General features: G+C 63.9%; 22 protein-coding genes. 16 read left to right on the forward strand and 6 right to left on the reverse strand.

Annotated features, from left to right (window positions below; all coding sequences use genetic code 11):
- The first annotated feature begins 344 nt into the window (after window positions 1-344).
- The 6 genes from ACZ9H4_RS18880 to ACZ9H4_RS18905 all read left to right on the forward strand — a co-directional run bounded on the left by ACZ9H4_RS18880 (window position 345) and on the right by ACZ9H4_RS18905 (window position 8904).
- Entirely contained in the window at window positions 345-638 is a 294-nt protein-coding gene (locus ACZ9H4_RS18880) for an EF-hand domain-containing protein (protein ID WP_408324019.1), read from the forward strand.
- A gap of 265 nt (window positions 639-903) precedes the next feature.
- A complete protein-coding gene (locus ACZ9H4_RS18885; RefSeq protein ID WP_408142655.1) occupies window positions 904-2475 on the forward strand; it encodes an efflux transporter outer membrane subunit in 1572 nt (523 codons plus the stop codon).
- Window positions 2476-2608: 133 nt separating this feature from the next.
- Window positions 2609-3676, forward strand: a complete 1068-nt coding sequence (locus ACZ9H4_RS18890; RefSeq protein WP_476120230.1) for an efflux RND transporter periplasmic adaptor subunit — start codon at window positions 2609-2611, stop codon at window positions 3674-3676.
- Entirely contained in the window at window positions 3673-6828 is a 3156-nt protein-coding gene (locus ACZ9H4_RS18895; protein WP_476120232.1) for an efflux RND transporter permease subunit, read from the forward strand. The genes ACZ9H4_RS18890 and ACZ9H4_RS18895 overlap by 4 nt, the downstream gene beginning before the upstream one ends.
- Before the next feature lie 16 nt (window positions 6829-6844).
- The gene (locus tag ACZ9H4_RS18900; RefSeq protein ID WP_476120234.1) at window positions 6845-7555 is read left to right on the forward strand and encodes a response regulator; all 711 of its coding nucleotides are present in this window, start codon (window positions 6845-6847) and stop codon (window positions 7553-7555) included.
- Window positions 7555-8904, forward strand: a complete 1350-nt coding sequence (locus tag ACZ9H4_RS18905) for an ATP-binding protein (protein WP_408324009.1) — start codon at window positions 7555-7557, stop codon at window positions 8902-8904. The genes ACZ9H4_RS18900 and ACZ9H4_RS18905 overlap by 1 nt, the downstream gene beginning before the upstream one ends.
- 81 nt (window positions 8905-8985) lie before the next feature.
- On the opposite strand, the gene ACZ9H4_RS18910 is transcribed toward ACZ9H4_RS18905, so the two are convergent.
- The 5 genes from ACZ9H4_RS18910 to ACZ9H4_RS18930 form a co-directional block, all read right to left on the reverse strand.
- Entirely contained in the window at window positions 8986-9252 is a 267-nt protein-coding gene (locus ACZ9H4_RS18910; protein WP_408142646.1) for a hypothetical protein, read from the reverse strand.
- A 104-nt stretch (window positions 9253-9356) separates the two neighbouring features.
- Entirely contained in the window at window positions 9357-9689 is a 333-nt protein-coding gene (locus tag ACZ9H4_RS18915) for a DUF1634 domain-containing protein (RefSeq protein WP_408142644.1), read from the reverse strand.
- On the reverse strand, window positions 9686-10558 hold the full coding sequence (locus tag ACZ9H4_RS18920) for a sulfite exporter TauE/SafE family protein (RefSeq protein WP_408324007.1): 873 nt from the start codon (window positions 10556-10558) through the stop codon (window positions 9686-9688). Before ACZ9H4_RS18920 ends, ACZ9H4_RS18915 begins: the two co-directional genes overlap by 4 nt.
- A 17-nt stretch (window positions 10559-10575) precedes the next feature.
- Complete coding sequence (locus tag ACZ9H4_RS18925) at window positions 10576-11322, reverse strand: GntR family transcriptional regulator (protein ID WP_408142640.1); 747 nt, start codon at window positions 11320-11322, stop codon at window positions 10576-10578.
- A gap of 420 nt (window positions 11323-11742) precedes the next feature.
- On the reverse strand, window positions 11743-11931 hold the full coding sequence (locus ACZ9H4_RS18930; RefSeq protein ID WP_408142638.1) for a hypothetical protein: 189 nt from the start codon (window positions 11929-11931) through the stop codon (window positions 11743-11745).
- Between the two features lie 285 nt (window positions 11932-12216).
- Between ACZ9H4_RS18930 and ACZ9H4_RS18935 the strand changes: the two genes are divergently transcribed.
- Together ACZ9H4_RS18935 and ACZ9H4_RS18940 are read left to right on the forward strand one after the other, a co-directional pair.
- Window positions 12217-13044: an AraC family transcriptional regulator gene (locus ACZ9H4_RS18935; protein WP_408142636.1), complete on the forward strand. Its 828-nt coding sequence runs from the start codon at window positions 12217-12219 to the stop codon at window positions 13042-13044.
- Window positions 13045-13121: 77 nt separating this feature from the next.
- Window positions 13122-13547, forward strand: coding sequence for a cupin domain-containing protein (locus ACZ9H4_RS18940; protein WP_408153089.1), 426 nt, complete (start codon window positions 13122-13124; stop codon window positions 13545-13547).
- Window positions 13548-13575: 28 nt separating this feature from the next.
- Here ACZ9H4_RS18940 and ACZ9H4_RS18945 read toward each other — a convergent pair whose 3' ends face one another.
- Window positions 13576-14757, reverse strand: coding sequence for a serine hydrolase domain-containing protein (locus ACZ9H4_RS18945; protein WP_476120239.1), 1182 nt, complete (start codon window positions 14755-14757; stop codon window positions 13576-13578).
- Between the two features lie 170 nt (window positions 14758-14927).
- Here ACZ9H4_RS18945 and ACZ9H4_RS18950 point away from each other — a divergent pair, with 170 nt between their 5' ends.
- From ACZ9H4_RS18950 to ACZ9H4_RS18985, 8 genes are all read left to right on the forward strand, one after another.
- Window positions 14928-17195: an SdiA-regulated domain-containing protein gene (locus ACZ9H4_RS18950; protein WP_476120241.1), complete on the forward strand. Its 2268-nt coding sequence runs from the start codon at window positions 14928-14930 to the stop codon at window positions 17193-17195.
- A 293-nt stretch (window positions 17196-17488) separates the two neighbouring features.
- Entirely contained in the window at window positions 17489-17821 is a 333-nt protein-coding gene (locus ACZ9H4_RS18955; RefSeq protein ID WP_408142631.1) for an ArsR/SmtB family transcription factor, read from the forward strand.
- Between the two features lie 74 nt (window positions 17822-17895).
- Window positions 17896-18966, forward strand: coding sequence for an ACR3 family arsenite efflux transporter (arsB, locus tag ACZ9H4_RS18960; RefSeq protein WP_408142629.1), 1071 nt, complete (start codon window positions 17896-17898; stop codon window positions 18964-18966).
- A gap of 12 nt (window positions 18967-18978) precedes the next feature.
- A complete protein-coding gene (arsC, locus tag ACZ9H4_RS18965; RefSeq protein WP_408153083.1) occupies window positions 18979-19401 on the forward strand; it encodes an arsenate reductase (glutaredoxin) in 423 nt (140 codons plus the stop codon).
- Entirely contained in the window at window positions 19401-20165 is a 765-nt protein-coding gene (gene arsH / locus ACZ9H4_RS18970; protein ID WP_408323998.1) for an arsenical resistance protein ArsH, read from the forward strand. The genes arsC and arsH overlap by 1 nt, the downstream gene beginning before the upstream one ends.
- A 44-nt stretch (window positions 20166-20209) precedes the next feature.
- On the forward strand, window positions 20210-20704 hold the full coding sequence (locus tag ACZ9H4_RS18975) for a RidA family protein (protein ID WP_408142624.1): 495 nt from the start codon (window positions 20210-20212) through the stop codon (window positions 20702-20704).
- Between the two features lie 166 nt (window positions 20705-20870).
- Window positions 20871-21110: a type II toxin-antitoxin system ParD family antitoxin gene (locus tag ACZ9H4_RS18980; RefSeq protein WP_408142622.1), complete on the forward strand. Its 240-nt coding sequence runs from the start codon at window positions 20871-20873 to the stop codon at window positions 21108-21110.
- Window positions 21110-24250 (forward strand): CheR family methyltransferase, encoded by a 3141-nt coding sequence (locus ACZ9H4_RS18985; RefSeq protein ID WP_476120245.1) that lies wholly within the window; start codon window positions 21110-21112, stop codon window positions 24248-24250. The genes ACZ9H4_RS18980 and ACZ9H4_RS18985 overlap by 1 nt, the downstream gene beginning before the upstream one ends.
- Window positions 24251-24254 lie beyond the last annotated feature (4 nt).

A 24254-nucleotide genomic window follows, 5' to 3' on the forward strand; every position in this document is an offset into this window, starting at 1 on the left:
TCTGCTGCGCCGGCAGACGAAAGATACGCAACGCGCGCGCAAAAACGGCACGACAAACTCATTTCATTCGATGTCACGACGAGACCGCCTGCGATCAGGTGCGCGGCCTCGTATTCGTCTGCTTGAAGCACGTGCTGTGCGTTGTCGGGAAGCCCGAGCGAAGGTACGCGCGATGGCCGCATGAAAGTCCGCCCGGGCGCTCGCGAAAACCCATGACATAACTCGACATGATTCTGCAATTGCCAGCCGGGGGCGCATCCACAAGAATTCGGCCTGTCATCGAAACGGCTCGCGGCATCGGCAGGCGACGCAAGATGGCACAACCTCAGTCGAAGGAGTCGGTCATGAAAAAGTTGCTCGCCGCCATGCTGCTGTGCTGCGCCTCCACCGTCACGTTTGCGCAGAGCGCCGCGCCGCAAGGTGCGAACCCGCAGCGTATGGAGCGCATGGCGCAGCAGTTGCAAACGCGCTTTTCAAACGCCAACACCACGCACGACGGCAGGCTCACCAGGGCGCAGGCCGAAGCGGGCATGCCGAGGGTCGCGCAGCATTTCGACGAAATCGACACACAGAAGGCGGGCTACGTCACGTTGCCGCAAATCGCGGCATTCATGCAGGAACGCGGGGCAGCGCACTGAGCCGCGCGGGCATTGGCGGGATCGTAGAGGATGGCGCGGTGCAGCGTGCGTGCGGAGCCGCCTTAGCCGCCTTAGCCGCTCGATCCGCTTAATTCGCTCGGGCCGTCAGCGTGCGAAGTTTACGGCTGGCGCGTCGCGCCGCTCACCTGGCGCCGCCGTTTGCCCTTGTCTTGTTCTGTTCTGCTTCGTCTTGCGCTGTGCCGCGCGCGCTGCGCGCCATGCTGTCGAACCATCAGCCGCACCTTGAAGCCTGCAAAAACGCGCGATGAAACTTGCCACGTCCCGCCGCCTGCGCATCGTCAGCGCGTCGCTGATCGTCTCGCTCGGTGCGGCGCTGACCGGTTGCGTGAGCGTCGGCCCGGATTTCAAACAGCCGGACGTGACGCTCGAAAACCAGTGGCTGGAGAGTTTGCCGGGCGGCGTACCGACCGCGCCCGCCGCGCAGGCGGCCTGGTGGACCGCGTTCAACGACCCCGTGCTCACCGCGCTCGAACAGCGCGCCTACGAACGCAACCTGACGCTGCAAGTGGCCGGCCTGCACATCTTCAAGGCGCGCGCGCAGCTCGCGATCAGCGAGCAGAATCTGCTGCCGCAGTCGGGCAGCGTCTCGTTGGGTGCGAGCCATATCGACACGAGCGGCGTCGGGCCAATTCCGCCGGCGCATCTGTGGGCCGAGCATCTGCACGTGAATGCCGGTTGGGAGATCGATTTCTGGGGCAAATATCGCCGGCAGATCGAATCGGACCGGGCGCAGTTGCGCGTATCGGAAGCCGCGTACGACAACGCGCTGGTGTCGCTGTTCGGCGATGTCGCCAACGCGTACATCGATCTGCGCGCGCTTGAACAGCGCATCACGGTCGCGCGGGAGAATCTGAAGTCGGTGCAGCAGAGCCTCACGCTGACCCAGGTGCGCTATAAGCGCGGCGCGTCGAGCCAGCTCGATGTCGAACAGGCCGCCACGCTGGTGGCCGAAACCGAGGCGCAGATTCCACCGCTCATCAAGGCGCGTGCGCAGGATCGCGACACGCTGGCGGTGCTGCTCGCCGATCCGCCCAGCGCGGTCGACGCGCAGCTCAAGGGCAGCGCGTCGATCCCGGTGCCGCCGACGCAGATCGACGTCGGCATTCCCGCCGATCTGCTGCGGCGCCGGCCCGACGTGCGCCAGGCCGCGCTCAATGCGGCCGCGCAATCGGCGCTGATCGGCGCGGCCAAGGCGAAGCTGTACCCGTCGTTGTCGTTGACCGGGCTGTTCGGACTGACGTCGGGCGAACAACATGGCATTGGTCTCACGCAATGGGGCAGCAAGACGATCGGCCTCTTTTCCGCGGGCATCACGTTGCCGATTCTCGATCGCAATCAGTTGCAAAACGCGGTGCGGATTCAGGACGCGTCGTTTCAGGAAGCCGTGTTCGATTATCAGAACACGGTGCTGCAAGCGCAGAAAGAAGTGGAAGACGCGATCTCGGGGCTGCGCACCACGCTCGATGCGCTGGCCGCGTCCGCGCGTGCAGCCGATGCATCGCAACGGGCGTTGAAGCTGGCGAATGCGCAGTATCGCTCGGGTTCGGTCACGTACGACACGGTGCTCGACGCATCGCGTTCTGCGTTGCGCGACGGCGATTCGCTCGCGCAGAACCAGGGCCTCGCCGCGCTCGCGGCGGTGTCGCTGTATCGAGCGCTCGGCGGCGGATGGGAGGTCGCGCAGGGGCAGCAGGTGGTCAGCGAACAGGTTGCCGAAGAGATGGCGCGGCGCACGAACTGGGGGAGGCTGTTGAATCCGCCCGCGAATTCGCCGCTCGCGCGCGCGAGTGGAGGGCGGCCTGAGAATGGGAAATAAGAACATGGCGAATGACGACATTGAGCATCACGGTGTGGTGGGGACGTATGGGAGGGCAAGGGTTGAAACGGAACGTGGCACGAGGGGCAAAGCGCATGCGCGGCCCACCACGATACCCAACGCAGCACCCGCCATGCGGCTCACCGCCGCACTCTGCCTCGCACTCGCGATGACCCTGGCCGCCTGCCGCGACGGTAACGCACCGACGTCCCAAACTGCGTTGCCGCAAGTCACCGTGACACGGCCGCTCGCCCGCCAGGTACGCGAACAGATCGATCTGAACGGCACGGTCGCGCCATCCGCCACGGTCACGCTGGTGGCGCGCGTGCAAGGCACGCTGAAGGAAATCGGCTTCACCGACGGCGCCTATGTGAAGGAAGGGCAGTTGCTGTTTCGCATCGAGCCGGATACTTATCGCGCGCAACTCGTGTACGACCAGGCCGCGCTCGATAACGCCGAACAGGAATTGACGCGCCAGAAGCAGCTCACGTCCGACAACGCGACCTCCGAGTCGACCTTGCAGAAAGCGCAGACCACGCGCGACCAGGCGATAGCCAAGCGCGACATGTCGCGCATCAATCTCGGCTACACGGAAATACGCGCGCCGTTCGCGGGCCGCATCGGCGCACGCGCTTTCGACGCCGGTAACGTGGTCGGCGCGTCGGACTCCGCGAAGCTCGCCACGCTCGATCGCATCCAGCCGGTCTATGTGAATTTCACGCTGAACGAGCGCGACGCGAACCGCATTGGCCTCTTCACGCGGCCGCCGCGCATGGTGCGCGTCAACGTCCTCGGCGCGCCCGCCGCTCCAGGCGAGAACGCCGCGCTCGAATTCGTCGATACGCGGGTGGATGCCGACAGCGGTACGCTCAGACTGCGCGCCGACATCGCGAACCCGGACGCGCATCTGATTCCGGGCATGTCGGTCGAAGTGCATATCCCCGCCGGTGCGCCGCACGACGTGCTGCTCATGCCCGACACCGCGTTGCTGCGCGAACAGGCCGGCGCGTTCGTGCTGATCGTCAACGGCGCGGGCGTGATCGAGCGGCGCACGGTAACGGCGGGCGGGCTGTTCGGCGCGCTGCGCGCGATTACGGCGGGCCTCGACGCCAACGACCGGGTCGTGACCGGCGGCGCGCTGGCGGTGTCGCCCGGCGTCAAGGTGCAGGTGATCGCCGCCGCCGCGCAGGGACGCTCATGATCCGCTTCTTTGTCGAGCGGCCGGTCTTTGCCAATGTGATCGCGTTGATCGTGATGTTGCTGGGCGCGGTCGCGCTCATCAATCTGCCGATCGCACAATATCCGCCGATCACGCCGCCCACCGTGCAAGTGGTCGCGCGCTTCCCCGGCGCGAGCGCCGCGACGCTGATCAACCGCGTGGCGCTGCCGATCGAATCACAGGTCAACGGCGTGGAAAACGCGCTGTATATGCAGTCGACCAGCACCAACGACGGCACCTATACGCTCACGGTCACGTTCGCCGTCGGCACCGATGTCGACAAGGCCCAGGTGCTGGTGCAGAACCGCGTGCAAGCCGCCACCGCGCAATTGCCGCAAGCGGTGCAGCAGCAGGGCGTGACCGTGCGCAAACGCTCGACCGCGATCCTGCAGCTCTACACGCTCGAATCGTCCGACCCGCGCTACGACTCGCTGTTTCTCAGCAACTACGCGGTGATCAATCTGCGCGACACGCTCGCGCGTTTGCCGGGCGTCGGCGACGTGACCGTGTTCGGCTCCGGCCAGTACAGCATGCGCGTGTGGCTCGATCCGCGCAAACTGAGCCAGCGCAATCTGAGCGCCGCCGACGTGATGCAGGCGATCCAGAGCCAGAGCCGGGACGTGAGCGCGGGCCAGCTCGGCTCCGAGCCGAACGCCGGCGGCGCGGCATTCCAGCTCACGGTGACGATGCAGGGCGCGCTCTCCACGCCGGCTGAATTCGACAACATCATCATCAAGGCCGATCCGACCGACGGCGGCCGTTTCGTGCGGATTCGCGACTTGGGGCACAGTGAACTCGGCTCGTCCAGCTACGGACAGTTCTTCAATCTCGACGGCCGGCCCGCGGCGGGCATCGCCATCTATCAGTTGCCCGAAGCAAATGCGCTGGAGGTGGGCAATGCGGTGAAGGCGACCATGGCGCGTCTTGCAAAGAACATGCCGCAGGGCATCAGCTACCAACTGCCGTTCGACACGACCACCTTCGTGCGGCAATCGGTGGTGGACGTATACAAGACGCTTTTCGAGGCGGCCTTGCTGGTGCTCGCGGTGATCCTGCTGTTTCTGCAGAACTGGCGCGCGATGCTGGTGCCCGCCACGACGATTCCCGTGACTATCATCGGCACGTTCGGCGCGATCTACCTGCTCGGTTTCTCGATCAATCTGCTGACGCTGTTCGCGATCGTGCTGGCGATCGGCATCGTGGTCGACGACGCGATCGTGGTGGTCGAAGGCATCACGCAGCACATCGAGCAGGGCAAGACGCCGAAGCAGGCCGCGATCGACGCGATGCACGAACTGCTCGGGCCGATCGTCGGCATCACGCTGGTGCTGATTTCGGTGTTCCTGCCGTCGGCGTTTCTTGGTGGCGTCACCGGCCAGATGTACCGGGCGTTCGCACTGGTGGTGGTGGCGACCACCGTGATCAGCGCGATCAACGCGGTCACGCTCAAGCCGGTGCAAAGCGTGCGCTGGCTGCGGCACGCGCGGCCCGGCAAGCCGAACGTGGTCTATCGCGTGTTCGACAGGGGCTATGCGCGCGTCGAAAGCGTCTATGTGCGCGTGGTGTCGTGGTTCGTGCAGCGCTGCGGCCTCGCGCTCGCGATTGCGCTCGTGCTCGGCGCGGCGTCCGCCTTTCTGCTGACGCGCGTGCCGACCAGTTTCATTCCGCTCGAAGATCAGGGCTATGTGCTGATTGCCGCGCAACTGGCCGACGCGGCCTCGCTCGAGCGCACCCGCGAGGCGAGCAAACAGATCGAAAAGCGCATCGGCGCCATTCCCGGCGTGAGCCACGTCGTGTCGATCGGCGGCATCTCGCCGCTCGACAACAACGCGTCGCTGCCGAATTCCGCGCTGATCTACGTGACGCTCGACGACTGGAGCAAGCGCGGCAAAGGCGAGGACCTGCGCTCGCTGTATTTGCGCATGAATAACGAACTGGCGACGCTGCCCGATATCCGCTCGGTGGTGATCGTGCCGCCGCCGATCCAGGGTCTCGGCAACAGCGGCGGCGTGCAACTTCAGGTGTTTCTCACCGACGGCACGCAGAACTATCGGCGTTTGCAGGAAGCCACCGACGCGCTGATCGCGAGCGTCGCGAAACGCCCCGAATTGCAGCGCGTGTTCAGCCCGTTCCGCGCCGCGGTGCCGACCGTCGAACTGACGCTGGATCGGGCGAAGGCCGAGTCGCTGCAAGTGACGGTGGGCAACGTGTTCGATCTGTTGCAGGACTATGTCGGGTCCAGCTACGTGAATCAGTTCACCGCGTTCAACCACACGTTCCCCGTGTTCGTGCAGGCCGACGGCGCGTTCCGCCGTCAGACCGACGACATCCGCCGTCTGCAGATTCGCAGCAACAGCGGCCACATGATCGAACTGGGCACCTTCATCGACGCGCGTCCCAGCATCGGCCCGGCCATTGCGACGCTTTACAACCTCGCGCCGGCCGCGGCGATCAACGGCAATCCGGCGGCCGGCTTCAGCACCGGCGACGCGATCGCCGCATTCGAACAGGAAGCCGCACGCATCCTGCCGGCCGGCATCGGCTATGAATGGACCGCGATGTCGTATCAGGAGAAGCTGGTCGGTAATTCGGCGTACTGGGTATTCGCGGTGGGCGTGCTGCTGGTGTTCTGCGTGCTGGCCGCGCAATACGAGAGCTGGCTGCTGCCGGTGGCCGTGGTGCTCGCGGTGCCGCTCGCCTTGCTCGGCACGGCCGGCACGCTCGCGTTGCTCGGCGCCGCCAACAACCTGTACACGCAGATCGGTCTCGTGCTGCTGATCGCGCTGTCGGCGAAGAACGCGATTCTGATCGTCGAATTCGCGCGGCATCTGCGCGGACGGGGCGTGGGCATCGCCGAGGCGGCGGTGGAAGCGGCGCGGCTGCGTTTCCGGCCGATCATGATGACCTCGTTCGCCTTCATTCTCGGCGTGGTGCCGCTCGTGATCGCGACCGGCGCCAGCGCGAGCGCGCGCCGCTCGCTGGGAATTGCGGTATTTTCTGGCATGCTCGCGTCGACCTGCATCGCCGTGCTGTTCATTCCGTCGTTCTACGTGCTGCTGCAGCGCCTTTCCGAACGGCACGCGGCGCGGCGGACGTCATCCGGGATGTCACCCGACATGCCGCCGGACGCTTAAACCGAGGAGCTTTCATATGGATCGCCCCGCCAAAATCATCGTGCTCGACGACGAAATCGAATTGCGCAACATGCTGCAGCGGTTTTTGCGCGGGCACGGCTTCGACGTGCGCGTCGCCGAGGACGGCAAGCGGCTGGACCGCTATCTGGAGCGCGAGCCGTTCGATCTGCTGGTGCTCGATCTGATGATTGGCGAGGAAGACGGCCTGCAAATCTGCGCGCGTTTGCGCGAGCAGGGCCAGAGCTTGCCGATTCTGATGCTGACCGCGAAAGGCGATCCGCTCGACCGGGTGGTGGGTCTCGAAACCGGCGCCGACGATTACCTCGCCAAACCGTTCCTGCCGCGCGAACTGGTGGCGCGCATCAACGCTTTGCTGCGCCGCCAGAAGATGGCGTCGGGCGAGGTCACCGTGACGTCGCAATGCGTGCGCTTCGGCGACTTCACGCTCGATGTCGGCAAGCAGGAACTGGCGCGCGCGGGCGCGCCGCTGGAGATTCACTCCGCGCAGATGCTGCTGCTGGTCGCGCTCGCGTCGTCGCCGAACCGGCCGGTGAGCCGCGACAACCTGCTCGCGCGCGCGCGGGGCCGCGACCACGATGCGCTCGATCGCAGCATCGACGTGCAGGTGCTGCGCCTGCGGCAGATCGTCGAGGACGATCCCTCGAAACCGCGTTTCATCAAGACCGTGTGGGGCGTCGGCTACATGCTGGCCGCGGACGTCGAGTGATGGCGCGCTCGCTGCTGCGAAGGATGCTGCCGCGCACGCTGCTCGCGCGCAATATCGCGCTGCTGATCGTGCTCGTGATGCTGAGCCAGGTGTGCGCACTCGGCGTGCTGCTTCATTACGTGCAGCGGCCTCGCGTGGAGCGCGCGGCTACCGTGTTCGCGACCTACGTGAGCACGCTCGACGAGCTGCTGGCCGCCACGCCGCCCGCCACGCGCGCCGCGCTGACCGCACGCCTGGACGCGCGCACGCAACCGCCGCCCGAATCCGCCGAAGCGCCGCCGCGCAATCTCGTGCGCGCGTATCGCACTTATCAGCGCAACGTGTTTCTCGACAGCCTGCGCGCGCATCTGCCCGCCGACATGCCGGCGCGCTGGCAGACCGAAGGCGGGCAGCGCCTGTGGATTCGCATGCACGCGCCCGCCGGCGCGCCGCAAACGCCGTACTGGATCGCGTTGCCGATTCCCGAGGACGCGCAGGGCAACGGACTCGAAGCGGCGATTTTCCTGTCGCTCGGTCTGGGCGTGCTGGCCGCGCTGGCCGGCTACGCGATCCAGTTGCACCTGAACGAACCGCTTCAGGAATTGACGCGTGCCGCAGGCCGCGTGAGCGCCGGCGAAATGCCTGCGCCATTGCCGACCGACGGCCCCAGCGAAATCGCGGCAGTGAGCGGCGCGTTCAATCAGATGACCCAGGCGTTACAGGAAGCGGAGGCGACGCGCTCGTTGATGCTGGCGGGCATCTCGCACGACATCCGCACGCCGCTCACCAAGCTGCGCCTTTCGATGGCAATGGCGATGCCGCACGGCAGCGACAGCAGCTTCGTGGTCGCCGCCGAGTCGTATCTGGACCAGATCGAAACGATCCTGCAGCAGTTCATGGACTACGCGGGCAGCGGCGAACGCGAGGCGCCGCAACCCGGCGACCTGAATGCGTTGATCGAACGGCTCGCGGGCGATTTCGCGGGACTCGGGCACGAGTTCGAGCTATCGCTCGCGACGCTGCCGGCGCTCGCGTACCGGCCGATCAGCATGATGCGGCTGTTGATGAACCTGATGCAGAACGCGATCGTGTACGGCGGTAGTGGCCTTGCGGTGCGCACTTGGGCCACCGCCGAGACGGTGACGGTCGCGGTCGGTGACCGCGGCAAGGGGCTCTCGGCGCAGGAGCTGGAGCAACTGAAGGCGCCGTTTCAGCGCGGCCGCAATGCGCGCGCGCATAGCGGCGGCACCGGGCTGGGATTGTCGATCGTCGAGCGGATTGCGCGGCTGCATGGCGGCGGCTTGCAGTTTCATTCGCGCGAGGGCGGGGGGCTGGAGGTTTGGGTGGTGCTGCCGGTGGCGTCCGTTTGACGGCGGGGCGCGCCACGCGATGCGATTCACCGGCGTGTCGACCTCACCGCTGCCGTCACCGCGCTTGCCGGCTCGCGCTGCTCAGCCGCGATCCAGCCACGCATCCAGTCCGACCCGAAACGCCACACCTGCGATGACCGGCACGGTCATCATCAGGATGATGCCGAAATTGGGAATCTGGTCGCCATACATGATCGTGCTGTACAGCACCACGGTGGCCACGATCGCGAACACCGCCACGCCGACGGCGATCATCAGCAGATTGCGCGTGGTGATGGACATCGTCTTGCGCTTGGCCGTGCCCGGCGTGGTGCTGGCGGTGGGCGTTTCGTCGTGTTGGGCAGGCATGATGGTTCTCGTGACTAGGAAATGCTGCATAAGGAGCGGCGGCGCCCGCTGCTCCGATGAGGGCACGCCCGGCATCATACCCGCCCGAGGCGCCGCCCAGCGGATCACGCCGCGCCGACCAGCAATCCCGCGGCGACGATCGCCAGCACGAGCGCGGCAATCGCGCCGAACCGGTAGTCGCGTTGATGCAGGAACACCCCTAACATCAATATAAGCCGCATTATCGGCAACAGAATGAAAAGCGCGATACCGGCTGTCATGACCGACGCGCCGATGGTGGCCGGCCCGGTACCGCCGTGCGTGCGCAGCGTGAGCCCGAGGCCGGCGGCGATCGTGCCAGTGGCGATCCACGTGCCATAGTGCAACAGGCTCGCGAGCCAATGTTCGAGCCGCGCGCCGGCCCGCTCAAGGTGGCGTGGGTGGTGCGTGCGGTTCATGCGGATGCTCCGAACAGGTGGATGCCGAATGCTTCGAGCAGCATCTGCACGGCCAGCGCGGCGAGCATCGCGACGAACAGCACGCGCAGCTTGTCGTTCGACACGCGCATCAGCACCCGCGCGCCCAGCACCGCGCCGACGACCGAACCGAGCGCCACCGGACCCGCGATCGCGGTCACAATCTCGCCGCGCAGAAAGTAGGCCCCGGCGCTGGCCGTCGCCGTCACGCCGATCATGAAGTTGGAGGTGGCCGACGACACCTTGATCGGCAGGCGCAGCGCGGTGTCCATCGCGGGAATCTTCAGCACGCCGCTGCCGATGCCGAGCAGCGCCGAAATCAGGCCGGCGCCGTACATCAGCGAGAGACCGAGCGGGATGCGCTGCACGCGATACGCGATGTCGCGTCCCAGCGCGCGGTCCGGATAGCTCGAATCGAGTCGCAGCGACGCGCCCCACACGCGGGCGGCGCCGTCGCGAGGGCCGGCCACGGCGAGCGCCGGATCGGCGCGCCGCGCGAGCATCTGCTGCGCCGACAGGATCAGGACCACGCCGAAGATGAAATAGAGCAGCGGCACCGGCACGAATCCGCTCAGCAGCACGCCCGACAATGCACCGAGCGTGGTTGCCGTTTCCAGCAGCACGGCGAGCCGCACGTTGGTCAGGCGCCCGCGCAGGAAGGGCGCGGCGCCGCCGCACGAACAGGCGATCACCGACACGATGCTCGCGCCGATCGCCACGTGAATGTCGAGATGGCCGAACATCGTCAGAATCGGCACGATGAAGATGCCGCTCGCCATGCCGAGCATGCCGCCCAACGCGCTCGCGCCGAGCGACACCGCGAACAGCCACACCGTGTCATGCAGATCCATGGCCGCCGCCGCGCCGCTCATCGAGCCCCCGCCTTGCGCCGCGCGAGGCGGGTGACGAACTGGATCTGATCGCCGCGGTAGTACAGCTTTTCATAGTCGACCGGACGGTTGCCGTCGCAATACGACGTGCGCTCGATCAGAAAGATCGGACTGCCAGGCGCGATTTCCAGCGCGCGCGCGACGGCCTTGTCAGCGGCGATCGCTTCGAGCCGGTATTCCGCTTCGATCAGCGGAACGCCGTACTTCTCTTCGAGCAGCGCGAAGATCGGTTCGGCTTCCAGATCGTTTTCGATGATCTTTTCGCCGATGTCTTTCGGCAGCCAGGTTTCGTCGAACGAGAGCGGCGTGCCGTCGGCGATGCGCACGCGCTGGATGTGCACGACCTGCGCGCCTGGCTTGAGCGCGAGCTTTTCGGCGACGGCTTCGCCCGCGCGTTCGACGCGCTTGGCGAGCAGCCGCGCGCTGGGCCGGCGGCCATGCGCGCGCATGTCTTCGACGAAGCCGCTCAGTTCGGTGAGCGGCTGCGTCAGCCGTGGTTGCGTGACGAACGTGCCTTTGCCGCGGCGAATTTCGATCAGGCCGCGCGCAATCAGGTTCTGCACGGTTTTTTGCAGCGTGGTGCGGCTGATGCCGAAGCTCTCCAGCAGGCTTGCCTCGTTGGGCAACTGCGCGCCCGGCGGGTAAGTGCCGTCGGCAATGCGCGCGGCGAGCGCCGCTTCGACTTGCGCGTAGAGGGGGAGTTGGTTCGGTGGGTCGGCGGTCATAGTAGACATCATGACGTCATGATGTCGTGGCGTCAAGCCGGATGGTCAAGGCGCCTCACCGCCGCGCGGGTTTTCTGTCAAATCGAGTTCTTCGAGGATCGTCGGCTCGCGCCTCACGACCGCGCAAACTGGCCAGCGCGCGGGCTTTGCGGACCCATCGCATTTCGCGCGTACGTTTCGTCGCGCAGTTGGCGTGCCGCCGCCCAAATTTCGATGTGAGGGAGTGGAATTGGGGGAATAAGGGTTGTGGCTCGCGCGCTGGACGATTTGGCTCGCTAACGTCTTTGTCCTCGCGGGGAAGCGGCATTCGAGGCGGGCAGTGGCCAAAACATAAGGGCCGGTAACCCAGCCCTTATGGCAATCTCCTACGTGGATTCGTGTCCATGCTTTCTACCGGCGCCGTTTGTCAAAGGTCGATAATTATCCCGGCAACTTCATCGATACGTGGACGGGCGGGTCGGGTGTATCCACGCCCATCCCGGCAATGACACGATAGAGTTCCACGAGTGCTTTTTCCTTTTCCACATCGTGCCCGCCAACAACATGCGCCATAGCGGAACGGGAGAGTTCCTCCTCCTGATGCAGGTCGACAATAGTGAGTGTGTTCATTTCAATTCACCTTTAAAGTAGTTTGGTAACCAGATCTGGGCTTGAGTTGAGCGGCTGTGATTTGCGCTCGCTAAACGGCTACTCACGATCTGTGCCAAACTCGCATCGAGCACACGACGCACACCGTAACCTGCTGTTTAAGTTGAAAATTGTGACATCGTCTCTCCTTTGGCAGCGATTCGAGGTAGGCGGCATGTGGGTTCGATTCCGACACGTCAGGATCTTTTGTTGGTTATTTAAAAACGAAGAGCCCGCAACATGTCAGGCCATCCAGGGTCATTTGTCATGAGTCGACAAACACCGGCTTTGTCCAGCGACTGGGTCAAGCATGCCGAGCCGATAGAAGGCGTCGAGCGCATCGAAGCCTGGTTTCACGGCCATGCATATGCCATGCACCGCCACGACACCTATGCGATTGGCCGCACGCTCGCCGGCGTCCAGCGTTTCAACTATCGGCGCGATCAGCGAAACAGCCTGCCCGGCAACACGCTCGTGCTGCATCCCGACGAGCCTCATGATGGCGAGGCGGGCACCGCCGAAGGGTTTCAATACCGGATGATCTACATCGAGCCCGCCATCTTTCAGGACGTGCTCGGCGGACGTGCGCTGCCGTTCCTCGAAGGCGGCGTGACGACCGATCCGCGCCTTGCGGCAGCAACCGCGACGTTGCTGCAACACGTCGGCTATACGCTCGAGCCTCTCGAACAGAGCGATGCGCTCGCCGAAGTGGCGCACGCGCTTGCCGCCGTTGCCGGGGTGCCCGCACGGCGCTCGAAAGGCGACTTCCTCGCGGCGCGCCGCGCACACGACTATCTGCACGTGAACTGCGCGCGCGTCGTCACGCTCGACGAACTCGAAGCGGCGACGGGCCGCGATCGCTGGAGCCTGTCGCACGACTTTCGCACGTTCTACGGGACGAGCCCCTACCGTTATCTGACGATGCGGCGCCTCGATGCGGTGCGCCGCATGCTGCTCGCCGGCACCTCGCTCGCTCATGCCGCCGCGAGCGCCGGCTTTGCCGATCAAAGCCACATGACGCGACACTTCTCGAAGACATTCGGGCTGACGCCGGGGCGCTGGCTCCAGGTCGCGGGCGGCATCGAGCGCGGCTGAAAACGCCCACGATCGTTCAATACGGCCGCAAGGAGCATGCGTATTCTCAACGCGTCAACCTTTGAACGGAGAGAACGATGTCTCAATCCTCGAACAAGCCCGCAGCGCCCGTCGACCGTGGCCAGTGCCGGACCATCGATCTGAGGGGCAAGATCGCCCAGATCGACGGTCACTGGCAACCGCGGGTCGTCGCCGAAATGAACGACTATCAGTTCAAGGTTGTGAAGGTCGAAGGCGAGTTCCCGTGGCACCGGCATGCCGATACCGACGAAACGTTCATCGTTCTTGAAGGCGAGTTGTGTATCGATTTCCGGGCCGGACCTTCGGGCGACGGTTCGATCGTGCTGCGCGCCGGGCAGATGGCGGTGGTGCCGAAGGGCGTCGAGCACAAGCCGCGTGCCAACGCCGAAGTCAAGCTGCTGCTGATCGAACCGCGAGGCGTGGTGAACACGGGCGACGGTGCGGCGAGCGAGCGTACCGTCGAGAACGATCAATGGATTTGAGGCCGCCTTCGACGGTATCAGGACGTCGTCAACCGGCGCCGTAAACGGCGTCGCGCAGATCGATTGTGTATTGGCCGTTCATGCCTTCATAGAGCGTGTTCGACAGCGACACGACGGTCAGCCCGCGCGCGCGGTCGACGAACCACGAGTGGCCGTACACACCGCCCCAGCGCCACGTGCCAGGCGATTCCGGCGACGCCGCCGCGCGCGGATCGCGCAGCACCGAAAAGCCGATCCCGAAGCCGACGCCCGGCCGATCCGGCAAGTCGAGGTTGCCGGTCTGCACGCGGCCCATCTCGTCCACGAGGGCGGCAGGCAGCAGCGCACCGCCGCCCGCGCGCAGCGTGTCCAGCACATGCAGCACGTCGCTCGCGCGGCCTACCATCCCCGCACCGCCCGACGCAAAAGCCTGCGCGTCGAGTGCGCGCGCCGGCGAGTACGTGACACCGACAATGCCTTCGACTGCACGTGCGGTCTCGTTCTCGGCGAGCCGGTGCGGCTGCGGCGTATCGTTCACGTACGGTGTCGCGAGCCGCGCGGGATCGAGCGCGACGAACGCCGTGTCGCGAACGCCGAGCGGACGGAGCACGAGTGCATCGACAGCGTCCGCGAGGGGCATCCCACTGACAGCCTCGATCAGCGCGCCGGTCACGTCGAGCGCGACTGAATAGGTCCAACTCGTCCCCGGTGCATACAGCAGCGGCACGCCCGCGATCCGGCGCACGTTTTCGCCGAGCGTGATGGCCGCGCCGTCGAGCCCGTCCGATACCCCCGCGCGCGCATAGGGGCCGTTCGCGTCGGCTTCCGCAAAGCGGTAGCCAAGGCCCGCCGTATGCGTCAGCAACTGTCGCACCGTGATCGTCGGTACGCGGCCGTCGGGCAGGGCCGGGCGGAAATTGGGCAGCCAGCGGGTGACGTCATCGTCGAGAGACAGTTTGCGTTGCGCCACGAGCACCATGGCGGCCGTCGAGACGATCGGCTTCGTCACCGACGCGAGCCTGAACAGCGTGTCCTCGCGCATCGGTGCACGTGATTCCCGGTCGGCGAGTCCCGCCGCGCGGTGATAGACGAGCTGTCCGTCGCGCGCGATCAGCACGACCGCGCCGACGAGACGTTGCGCGTCGAGCGCGCGGGACAGCACCGCATCGACGCGCTCGGCGAGCGCGGCATCGGCGGAAGGCTGCAATGACGAGGCTGGGGTAGTGGGCATAGAGGGCTCCGTCGTGATCGGTCCAGCCGACATAGTAGGGGAGACCTGGTTGCGATCACCATTTACCCGTATGCCGAAAAGGGCTGCCTGCAACAAATCCATCACGAAGATGCAACAAAAGCCCGATATGGTCGCGAATTCTTATAAACCTTTCAACTTATTACCGTACCGTGAAAAAAGAACTCTTAATTTCTGCGATTCTCGCAGCCGGTCTTAGTGCATGTGGCGGGGGCGGGGGTGACAATGGCAGCACCACTGCTGGCAATAATGGCGGCAATAGCGGCAATGCTGTGCCCGTAGTAGATAGCAAAATTCCTGCGCTCGCATTCAGCGATCCGCAAAGCACCTATGATTTGAACAGCTACACGCAGACGGCAATGTTTCCTCTGCAATACGCCACGTCCGGCACCAATCTGTTGAACGCAGAGGCATCGGGCGTGACCTATGACAAGGATACCGATTCGCTGTTTGTCGTCGGCGATGGTGCGACCGCAGTCGTGCAGGTTGCAAAGAGCGATGGTCACGTGATCGATTCCATGACGCTCAATGCCGGCGACTTCGAGGACACCGAAGGCATCACCTATGTCGGCGGCGGCAAGTTCGTCCTGGTGGAAGAGCGTCTGCGTCAGGTCGATCTGTTCACCTACGTGCCAGGCGGAACATTGCGCCGGGCAGACGTACAGTCCGTCAAACTGGGTACGACGGTGGCCAACGTCGGTATCGAGGGCGTGACGTTCGATACCAAAACAGGCGGCTACATTGCCGTGCGCCAATCGCAGCCCACCAGCATCTTCCAGGCCGCAATCAATTTCGCAGGCGGGTCGGCGACAGCATCGGACGGCACGCCCATCCTGCCGTCGACGGATAATCCACCGGTGCTTTTCGATGCGGCCAGGACAGGCCTTTCCGCGTTCAACGACGTTTTCTCGTTGTCGAATATCGCACCGACCAAGGCTCCGGATTACGACGACGTCATCATCATCGGCGCGCCGGATGGCAAGATCGTCAAGATGGATCGTAGCGGCAATTTGCTGAGCAGCTTGTACATGAGCGCCACTGCCCAGAACGAGGGCGTGACGATGGACTCGGACGGCACCATTTATGCGGTCGGTGAACAGGCCGCGGGGCCGAGCCTGCCAGGCCTGACCGTCTTCAAGCCAACCACCAGCACAAGCAATGTCGGTATTGGCAGCAACCTCTACCTGACCTTCGATCAATCGGTGAAGGCGGGTGCGGGTAATGTCGTTCTCAGTAACGGCGCCGACGATACGCGCTCGATTCCTGTGAGCGACGCATCCCAGGTGACGTTCAGCGGTAACGTGGTGAAGGTTCATCCGAAGTTCTACATGGTTGCGGGCACCACCTACCACATCACGTATCCAACGGGGGCGATCAAGACGGCAGCTGGCGGCGATACCTCTGCCGTGTCCGACTTGTCGACATTCTCGTTCAAGGCGATCGGTACCGTCGACCACACAGCCCCGACATTGACAAGCACTGCGCCGGTCGATGGCGCGACAGGCATCATCGGCAACCACATGACATTGTCGTTCGACGAAGTCGTGCAGGCGGGCACGGGTAACATCGTGATCAGCAACGGCTCCGATACGCGCAATGTGTCCGTTGACGACACAACCCAGGCCAAATTCAACGGCACTCGGGTGAGCATCACCTTGACGACGCCGTTGCAGGATAGTTCGCGCTACACCGTAAAACTGGCTAGCGGCGTGATCACCGACCTGTATGGCAACGCCTATGCGGGCACGACGCAGAGCTTCACGACTGCAGCAGCAGGTGCTCCGGCGCCGACCGTGTTGATCTCGGAGGTGAACTCGAACGCAGACGGGGGCCAGGATTTCTTTGAAATCTATAACTACGGCAGCACGGCAATCGATCTGACCGGCTGGAAGTGGGGCGACAGTCATGCCGACGTCAACGATGCCAACAATAGCGCCGCCTTCGTCGCCGGTACGATGCTCGCACCGGGTGAACATCTGGTCGTTGTCCCGGGCGTGCCCGGAACGGACGACAATACGTTCCGTACAACCTGGGGCCTCGCTGGCACGGTTCCGGTCGTGGCGATGTTGAACGTCAATAACGATGCGGCGAACCCGATTGGTTTGGGTAAGGGCGATGCGGTAATCGTCTATGACGCGAACGGTAATGTCGCGGCTGCCATGAACTACGGCGCACCGCTCGCTGCAGCGCAGGGAGACGGCACGACGAAAGCGATTCCAACGGCCTTGGGTGCGGATGCGAGCCTCGTTGCCGCCGGAAATCATGCGGGTGCCGTCTTCGTCGGCGGCAATGCGAAGGTGTCCGCGGTGTGGGATACCGTTTCGACAACGGCGCCGAACTATGTCGACGCAGTGGTTGGCGTGCACGGCGGCATAGTCGAGCCGCTTAAACCTGCGTCGATTGGTTCGCCCGGGCAGTAATTTTTCGCCGCTTTGCGGCATGAGTAGGGAGAAGAACCGTCCGATTATGTCGGGCGGTTTTTTTTATGATCTTTACGCGTGAGTTCGCGGTGGCGTTAAGTCTTCTGACGCGGAGGATTCCCGATCAGGCAGAAGCTTCCACGTCATGCGCTACATGACGCGCAGGGTCTACGAGTCAGAAGTCGCACCGAGTGCTCAGACCGTGCCGTCGCCTGCAACGACCTGAAATCTGCGCCCCATCGTCATTTCAACATTTATTGAAATATAACGACGAATGGGCTATCGTAGCGCCCATGGACTCGAATCTCGTTGTACGCGCGCTAGGCGCGCTCGCCCATGAATCGCGGCTCGCGATTTTCCGTTTGCTGGTCGTTGCCGGTCCGGATGGGATGGCTGCTGGCGAGATCGCGCAGCAGGTCGGGCTTTCCCCCTCGAGCTTGTCGTTCCACCTGAAGGATCTGTCGCACGCGGACCTGGTGAAGCCGCGTCAGGACGGACGATTCGTCATCTACACAGCTAATTTCGATGCGATGACAGGGCTGATTGGTTTCCTGACGGAGAACTGCTGCAGCGGCGCGACATGTGCCGCGAGCAACCTCGCCGATTGCAGTGGAACTATCCGATGAAGCAGACACCCTGTCACTCCACAACTGAAAACCTTGGCGAACATGCGCCGCTATGAGATCCGCACAGGAATGCGATGAGCAGCATTGAGACGGCCCGCGGCGGCACACGTGCGGTGATGGGTTTTTTTGAGCGCTACCTGACGCTTTGGGTGGCACTTTGCATCGTGGGAGGCATCCTGCTCGGGCAGGTGCTTCCCTGGCTCTTTCAGGCGATCAGTCGCATGGAAGTGGCGCAGGTCAATCTCCCTGTCGGCCTGCTGATCTGGGTAATGATCATCCCGATGCTGATCAAGATCGACTTCGCCGCCATGAGCGAGGTCAAGCGGCAGTGGCGCGGCATTGGTGTCACGCTGTTCGTGAACTGGTTCGTCAAACCGTTTTCGATGGCCTTGCTCGGCTGGATCTTCATCCGCCATATTTTCGCGCCGTGGCTTCCCGCCGATCAACTGGACAGCTATATCGCCGGCCTGATCCTGCTGGCCGCCGCCCCCTGCACGGCGATGGTGTTCGTCTGGTCGCAGCTCTGCAAAGGCGATCCGTACTTCACGCTGTCGCAAGTCGCGCTGAACGACTCCATCATGATCGTCGCTTTCGCGCCGCTCGTCGCGCTGCTACTCGGCCTGTCGGCTATCAGCGTGCCGTGGGACACGTTGATTATCTCGGTGGGCTTGTACATCGTCATTCCGGTCGTGCTCGCGCAACTGCTGCGGCGAATGCTGATGGCGAAGGGTGACGCACATTTTCACAGGGTGGTCTCACGGCTCGGCGCTTATTCGATCAGTGCGCTGCTCGCAACGCTCGTGCTGCTCTTTGCCTTTCAGGGACAGGCGATTGTCGGGCAGCCCCTCATCATCGTCATGCTCGCGGTACCGATCCTGATTCAGGTGTTCTTCAATTCCGGCCTCGCGTACCTGTTGAATCGCAGGCTCGGTGTCGCGCATTGTGTCGCGGGGCCATCCAGTCTGATCGGTGCGAGCAATTTTTTCGAACTCGCGGTCGCTACCGCAATCAGCCTGTTCGGCTTCCATTCAGGCGCGGCGCTGGCCACGGTGGTCGGCGTGCTGATCGAAGTGCCGGTGATGCTGTTCGTGGTCGGCGTCGTCAACCGCTCGCAGCACTGGTACGAAGCCAGAACACAGCGTTAGAGGACAAAGGATATGAGCGTCACGATCTATCACAACCCGGATTGCGGCACGTCGCGCAACACGTTGGCCTTGATCCGCAATGCCGGTATCGAGCCGGAGGTTATCGAATACCTCAAAACGCCGCCGGAGCGGGGCACACTACAGGATCTGATCGCCCGTGCCGGCCTCACAGTGCGCGCCGCGCTGCGTGAAAAGGGCACCCCGTACCTTGACCTCGGTCTGGGCGATCCCTCCCTGAGCGATGAGCAGTTGCTCGATGCCATGGTGCAATACCCGATCCTCATCAACCGCCCGTTCGTTGTCACGCCGCGTGGCGTGCGTCTGTGCCGGCCCTCCGAGGTCGTGCTCGATATTCTGCCCGCCGGGCAGCAGGGCGCGTTCACGAAGGAGGACGGCGAGCAGGTCGTCGATAGCGAAGGAAGGAGGATTCTCTAATGACGCAGGACATTCCCAACGTCAGCACTCCACACCTCGACACACCGGATCTGCAGAAGCTCGAACCGCGTACGGCGTCTTCACACGCTCCGCGGATTCTGCTGCTCTATGGCTCGTTGCGCCCTACGTCGTACAGCCGGCTCCTCACGCTCGAAGCCGAACGCATCCTGCGCCATCTCGGCGCGCAAACACGTGTCTTCGATCCGCATGGCTTGCCGCTCGTGGATAGCGTGCCGGCCGATCATCCGAAGGTGGTCGAGCTGCGCAAACTCTCGGAGTGGTCGGAAGGGCACGTATGGTGCAGCCCGGAGCGTCACGGAACGTTGACGGCAGTATTCAAGAACCAGATCGATTGGCTACCGCTCGAAAGCGGCGGTGTTCGGCCCACGCAAGGCCGTACGCTCGCGGTGATGCAGGTGTGTGGTGGATCGCAATCGTTCAACGCGGTGAACGCGCTACGCATTCTCGGCCGATGGATGCGGATGGTGACCATCCCGAATCAGTCTTCGGTGGCGAAGGCGTATCAGGAGTTCGACGAAAGTGGCCGGATGAAGCCGTCGGCCTATTACGATCGCGTCGTCGACGTGATGGAAGAACTGGTCAAGTTCACGCTGTTGGTGCGTGACCGCTCGGACTACCTGACCGACCGCTACAGCGAGCGGAAAGAAGCGCATCCGGAACTCGCCACGACACTGGCGGCCGCCGCCATGAATCAGGAAACGGCGGGCGCCAATGCAGACACTGACGACAGCGAAACGGAGTAGCGGCGCGGCCACCGAACCCTTAGGCCTTTACCCGGAGTCCAAAGATGTCGACCATCGAAGATCGTCTGCACGCACTCGGCTACGTCATACCCGAACCCTTGCGGCTACCGCCAGGTGTCGCGCTTCCATTCCCCTGGGTACGGGTGGTGGGCAACAGGGCGCTCATCTCCGGTCACGGACCCACTAACGCCGACGGTTCGCTCGCCGAGCCTCTCGGCAAGGTGGGGAGCGAGGTCACCCAGGAGCAGGCGTTTGCGGCTGCCCGTCTCACAGGACTGGCCATCCTCGGGAGCCTCAAGCGCGAACTCGGCAGCTTGGAGCGCATCGCCTGCTGGACGAAAGTGTTCGCCATGGTCAACTCGGCACCGGGGTTCAACCGGCAGCCCGCGGTCATCAACGGCTTCACAGAACTCATGCTCGACGTCTTCGGCCCGGAGCGCGGCGCTCACGCGCGCAGCGCGGTGGGAATGGCCGAGCTTCCCTTCGACATCCCGGTTGAGATCGAGGGCGAAGTCGAGCTCTTTCCGCCTCATTCGTGACGCTTCCATCGAACGGAGGTCAATGATCGCCAGTTGGATAGCACAGCGATAAAACGCAGTCGGCCCTCGTGCAGCGATTGACCTCGGAACTCCCATTGGAATGTTGCGCCATCGCATTCATGCAAGGGGTAACATTAGGTATTACCCCCTTGGTTCCGAGACACCCATGCCGGCTAAATACGCAATCAGCGTCAGCCTGACGGAGCATCTCGCTTCGTTCGTCAAATCCGAGATCGCTAAAGGCCGTTACGGCACGGCCAGCGAGGTCGTCCGCGCGGGGCTGCGCCTGCTCGAAGAGCAGGCCGCGCATCGTGCCGCCCCGGACGGTGTCGGCGCCAGTTCGACGTCGCCGCCCAAAGGACGTGCAGACGGACACGCTCGCGCGGCAATGCGGGAGAAGCCGTGATGTCAGGCAATGAATTTCCGGTCGTGGGCGTGGGTGCGTCGGCCGGGGCTGTCGAGGCACTGGAGGGCTTTTTCCGCGGCATGCCGGCAAAGCCCGGTCTCGCGTGCGTAATCGTGACTCACCTGAGCCCGGACCGCGAAAGCCTGCTGCCGGAGATCGTCGCGCGTTTCACCGCGATGCCTGTGCGCATCATTACCGACGGCATGCAGATCGAGACTGACAGTGTGTATCTGTTGCCGACGGATGCCGTGCTGAGTATCGAGAACCGGACGCTTCGGGTTCAGATCCAGGACAAGCACCGCCGGGAACGCAGGCCGATCGACGTGTTCCTGAGCGCCCTTGCAGCGGACGTCGGCGAGTTCTCCGCCGGCGTCATTCTTTCCGGCGCGGATTCCGACGGCACGCTCGGCATCAAGGCCATCAAGGAGTGCGGCGGCCTGACGCTCGCGCAGGCCACCGACGGCTTCGGCCCGCATCATGCGGACATGCCCGACAGTGCAATCTCAACCGGTCTCGTGGATTTCGCGGTGCCGGTCGAGCAGATGGGGGCGAAGCTCGTCCGCTTTGCCGCCGGCGCGTTCATGCTCGATGGGCTTGCCGGAGAGGCCACCGCACAGCCTGAAGCAGCCGGGTTCGACGAGGCGCGCGAAGCCATCTATGCCGTTTTGCGCAGCCAGGTCGGACATGACTTCAGCGGCTACAAGATCAAGACTTTTCTGCGCCGCGTGCAGCGTCGCATGCAGGTTCTCGAGATCCAGACCCCTGAAGCTTACGTGGCGCGGCTATCCGCGGATCCGCAAGAGGTCACGGCGCTGTTTCGCGATCTGCTGATCAACGTCACCAGCTTCTTTCGCGATGAGCACGCCTTCGAAAGTCTCGCGAATATCGTCATTCCGAAACTACTGGATGGACACGGCGCCGACCATACCGTGCGGGTGTGGGTGCCGGGCTGCGCGACGGGCGAAGAGGTCTATTCGCTCGCCATCCTGATGCGCGAGCGGATCAACGGCCGCACCGACGCGCCCCGCGTCCAGATTTTCGCGACCGATATCGATGACGGCGCGCTCGCCGTCGCGCGCGCGGCCCGTTATCCGCTGCCGTTACTCGACGGGGTGTCGGATGAGCGCCGCCGGCGGTTTTTCGTTCCCGATGGCGGCAGTTACGTGGTGGCCAAAGAGGTCCGTGACCTCTGCATCTTTTCGCCGCACAGCGTCATTCGCGACCCGCCTTATTCCCGCATCGACCTCGTGTCGTGTCGCAACCTTCTGATCTACTTCGGGACCGACGTTCAGAATCAGGTCATCCCGACGTTTCACTATGCGCTGCGTCCGGACGGTTACCTGTTTCTCGGCACGTCGGAGCACGTCAGCCAGTTCGACGAGCTTTTCGTCCCGATCGAGAAGAAGCACCGGATCTTCCGTCGCCGGGCGGACGTTGCGCCGCAAATCCGTCTGCCGCTCGCGGTGTCGTCGCCGCGCATCGGCAATCTGGCGGCGTTCTCGCCCAGCCGGCCGCCCCTTGGCGGCGCCGCGCTTCGCCATGCGGTCGATACCCACATGCTGGAGCGCTTCACCCCCCCGCACGTGCTTGCCACGCGTGACGGCGATGTCGTCTACTACTCGGGCCGCACGGGCAAATATCTGGAGGCCGCACCGGGCGCCCCGTCGCGGCAGCTGTTTTCGATGGCGCGCAAGGGACTCAGCCTCGACCTGCGCGCGGTCTTCCGGGAGGCGGTGGAGTCGGGACGCCTGGTGACGCGCGATGGCGTAGTCGTCGAGGGCGAGGACGGGCGGGTGCAGGTCGTCAGTCTGAGCGTCGAGCCGTTGGCCGAACACACGCAAAACGAGCGCATGTATCTCGTCGTCTTCGCCGACCATGGGCCGGGTTTGACGCGCGAGGAGGCGTTCCTGCGCGCCCAGACCACGTACGACGGAACCGCGGCCCAGGCCGAGAAAGAACTGCGCGATACCCGCGAGCGTTTGCAGTCGATGATCGAAGAGTACGAAACGGCACTCGAGGAACTCAAGTCGTCGAACGAGGAACTGGTGTCGGTCAACGAGGAACTGCAATCGTCGAACGAGGAGCTGGAGGCGTCGAAAGAGGAACTCGTTTCATTGAACGAGGAGTTGCATACCGTCAATCTGGAACTGAACGGCAAGATCGATTCGTTAGATCGCGCGAATACCGATCTGCAAAACCTGTTCGAGAGCACTTCGGTCGCGACCGTGTTTCTCGATCGCAACCTCGTGATCCGTTCGTTTACGCCCGCCATGAGCGGCATTTTTCACATTCGGCCTGGCGACCGCGGACGTCCCATCACGGAACTCGCAAGCCGTCTGGAACTGGCCGGACTCGAGGACGACATCGCGACCGTCTTCCGCACCGATGAGCCGCGCGAACGGCACGTCAGCGCCAACAACGGTCAGACCCATTTTCTGGTGCGCCTCGCGCCTTACCGCAATGGCGACCGGACAACGGACGGCGTGGTCGTCGCGTTTGTCGACGTGACAGGCATGGTGCATGCTGAGGAAAGGCAGGACGTGCTGATTTCGGAATTGCAGCACCGTACGCGCAACCTGCTGGCCGTCATCCAGTCGATCGCGCAGCAGACGCTCGCGGACGATCCCGCCCTCGAAACGTTCGCGACCCGTCTGGCGGCGCTTGGGCGCCTGCAGGGGCTCATCGGTGAAGCGAATGGAAATCTGATCGACCTCAACGACATCGTGCGGCTGGAATTCGATGCACTCGGCGTGACAGACGGTGACCGGCTTACCGTAAGCGGCCCGGCCGTGCCGCTATCGTTTCGCAGCGTACAAACGATAGCGCTCGTGCTGCACGAACTGGCAACGAATGCGATCAAGTACGGCGCACTGAAGGACGGGGAGGCGCGGCTCGCGTTGAACTGGGATGTTCGGCCCGCAGCGGCGGGAGGCGGCGCACTCGTGATCGACTGGATCGAAAGCGGCTTGCGAACACCGCCGGATGCGTCCAAAACCGGCTTCGGCCGGCAACTGATCGAAAAGGCATTGAAGTTCACGCTTCATGCGAATACCGAACTCGTTTTCAAGACGGACGGCGTGACGTGCCACATCGAGATACCGTTGCCGTCGGTCCGTTCGCACGACAGCACTTCTTCATAGGAAA

The organism is Paraburkholderia sp. TE9906 (assembly GCF_056279605.1).

Excerpts from the sequence above, each read along its gene's own strand:
- ACZ9H4_RS18880 (WP_408324019.1), top strand. The coding sequence starts at position 345 with ATGAAAAAGTTGCTCGCCGCCATGCTGCTGTGCTGCGCCTCCACCGTC.
- ACZ9H4_RS18885 (WP_408142655.1), top strand. The coding sequence starts at position 904 with ATGAAACTTGCCACGTCCCGCCGCCTGCGCATCGTCAGCGCGTCGCTG.
- ACZ9H4_RS18890 (WP_476120230.1), top strand. The coding sequence starts at position 2,609 with ATGCGGCTCACCGCCGCACTCTGCCTCGCACTCGCGATGACCCTGGCC.
- ACZ9H4_RS18895 (WP_476120232.1), top strand. The coding sequence starts at position 3,673 with ATGATCCGCTTCTTTGTCGAGCGGCCGGTCTTTGCCAATGTGATCGCG.
- ACZ9H4_RS18900 (WP_476120234.1), top strand. The coding sequence starts at position 6,845 with ATGGATCGCCCCGCCAAAATCATCGTGCTCGACGACGAAATCGAATTG.
- ACZ9H4_RS18905 (WP_408324009.1), top strand. The coding sequence starts at position 7,555 with ATGGCGCGCTCGCTGCTGCGAAGGATGCTGCCGCGCACGCTGCTCGCG.
- ACZ9H4_RS18910 (WP_408142646.1), bottom strand. The coding sequence starts at position 9,252 with ATGCCTGCCCAACACGACGAAACGCCCACCGCCAGCACCACGCCGGGC.
- ACZ9H4_RS18915 (WP_408142644.1), bottom strand. The coding sequence starts at position 9,689 with ATGAACCGCACGCACCACCCACGCCACCTTGAGCGGGCCGGCGCGCGG.
- ACZ9H4_RS18920 (WP_408324007.1), bottom strand. The coding sequence starts at position 10,558 with ATGGATCTGCATGACACGGTGTGGCTGTTCGCGGTGTCGCTCGGCGCG.
- ACZ9H4_RS18925 (WP_408142640.1), bottom strand. The coding sequence starts at position 11,322 with ATGACCGCCGACCCACCGAACCAACTCCCCCTCTACGCGCAAGTCGAA.
- ACZ9H4_RS18930 (WP_408142638.1), bottom strand. The coding sequence starts at position 11,931 with ATGAACACACTCACTATTGTCGACCTGCATCAGGAGGAGGAACTCTCC.
- ACZ9H4_RS18935 (WP_408142636.1), top strand. The coding sequence starts at position 12,217 with ATGAGTCGACAAACACCGGCTTTGTCCAGCGACTGGGTCAAGCATGCC.
- ACZ9H4_RS18940 (WP_408153089.1), top strand. The coding sequence starts at position 13,122 with ATGTCTCAATCCTCGAACAAGCCCGCAGCGCCCGTCGACCGTGGCCAG.
- ACZ9H4_RS18945 (WP_476120239.1), bottom strand. The coding sequence starts at position 14,757 with ATGCCCACTACCCCAGCCTCGTCATTGCAGCCTTCCGCCGATGCCGCG.
- ACZ9H4_RS18955 (WP_408142631.1), top strand. The coding sequence starts at position 17,489 with ATGGACTCGAATCTCGTTGTACGCGCGCTAGGCGCGCTCGCCCATGAA.
- arsB (WP_408142629.1), top strand. The coding sequence starts at position 17,896 with ATGAGCAGCATTGAGACGGCCCGCGGCGGCACACGTGCGGTGATGGGT.
- arsC (WP_408153083.1), top strand. The coding sequence starts at position 18,979 with ATGAGCGTCACGATCTATCACAACCCGGATTGCGGCACGTCGCGCAAC.
- arsH (WP_408323998.1), top strand. The coding sequence starts at position 19,401 with ATGACGCAGGACATTCCCAACGTCAGCACTCCACACCTCGACACACCG.
- ACZ9H4_RS18975 (WP_408142624.1), top strand. The coding sequence starts at position 20,210 with ATGTCGACCATCGAAGATCGTCTGCACGCACTCGGCTACGTCATACCC.
- ACZ9H4_RS18980 (WP_408142622.1), top strand. The coding sequence starts at position 20,871 with ATGCCGGCTAAATACGCAATCAGCGTCAGCCTGACGGAGCATCTCGCT.
- ACZ9H4_RS18985 (WP_476120245.1), top strand. The coding sequence starts at position 21,110 with ATGTCAGGCAATGAATTTCCGGTCGTGGGCGTGGGTGCGTCGGCCGGG.